A 1,225-nucleotide genomic window follows, 5' to 3' on the forward strand; every position below is an offset into this window, starting at 1 on the left:
CTGCCCTATCTGCGTGATGCGGCTCGACAAAATCGCTTTTTGCATAATGAGATTGTTAAATTATGTCAAACTAGCATTCAATTTTATGCCCAAGAAAAATATAACCGTTACTCTCTCGCTAATGCTCAAAGAATAAAAGCACCCAAGAAAAAACTAAAAATAGGTTATCTTTCCCATTGTTTGCGAGAACATTCAGTAGGTTGGTTAGCCAGATGGTTATATCAACATCATAATAGAGAAGAGTTTGAAATTTATACTTATTTTGCTACTTACCGTTTTCATATTCATGATTTTCTGCAAGATTGGTATGAGCAAAATTCAGATCATGTCAGAAAATTAGGTCGGGATGGGATAGAAATTGCCGAACAAATTCATCAAGATGAAATTGATATCTTAGTTGATCTTGATAGTATGACTGCGGATATTAGCTGTGAAGCGATCGCATTAAAACCAGCCCCAATTCAAGTAACATGGTTAGGCTGGGATGCTTCTGGTATACCTGCTATTGATTACTATATTGCTGATAATTATGTTTTACCAGAATATGCCCAAGAATATTACAGTGAAAAAATTTGGCGTTTACCAAATACTTATTTAGCAGTTGATGGTTTTGAAATTGGTGTACCAACTTTAACCAGGAAAGATTTAGAAATTCCTGATGATGCAGTTATTTACTTTAGCGCCCAAGCAGGTTATAAGCGTAACCCTGATAATGTGCGGTTACAAATGAAAATTCTCAAACAAGTACCCAATAGCTACTTTCTCATCAAGGATATTAATAAAGATGTAGGAGTGGTGAGAGAATTTTTTGAACAAATTGCAGAAGCAGAGGGAGTAAGTAAGGAAAGATTACGTTTTTTGAATAAAGTACCCTCATCAGCCATCCATCGCGCTAATTTACAAATTGCCGATATTGTTTTAGATACCTATCCCTATAATGGTGCAACTACAACTATGGAAACTTTATGGGTGGGTGTACCTTTAGTCACGAAAGTGGGAGAGCAATTTTCATCCCGCAATAGTTATACAATGATGGTGAATGCGGGTATTAGTGAAGGTATTGCTTGGAGTGATGAAGAGTATATAGAGTGGGGTGTGTGTTTAGGAAAAGATGCTGATTTGAGAAAAGAAATTCACTGGAAATTATTAAAGTCACGTCAAACTGCACCCCTTTGGAATGGTAAACAGTTCACCCGTGAAATGGAGCAAGCTTATCAGCAAATGT

General features: G+C 36.4%; 1 protein-coding gene. It reads left to right on the forward strand.

Annotated elements, in window-relative coordinates:
* On the forward strand, positions 1–1,225 hold a 1,225-nt coding region (locus ACSQ6I_RS24675), incomplete at both ends, for an O-linked N-acetylglucosamine transferase family protein (RefSeq protein WP_438892873.1).

This window comes from Anabaena sp. WFMT (assembly GCF_051781005.1).
Taxonomy (GTDB): domain Bacteria; phylum Cyanobacteriota; class Cyanobacteriia; order Cyanobacteriales; family Nostocaceae; genus Anabaena.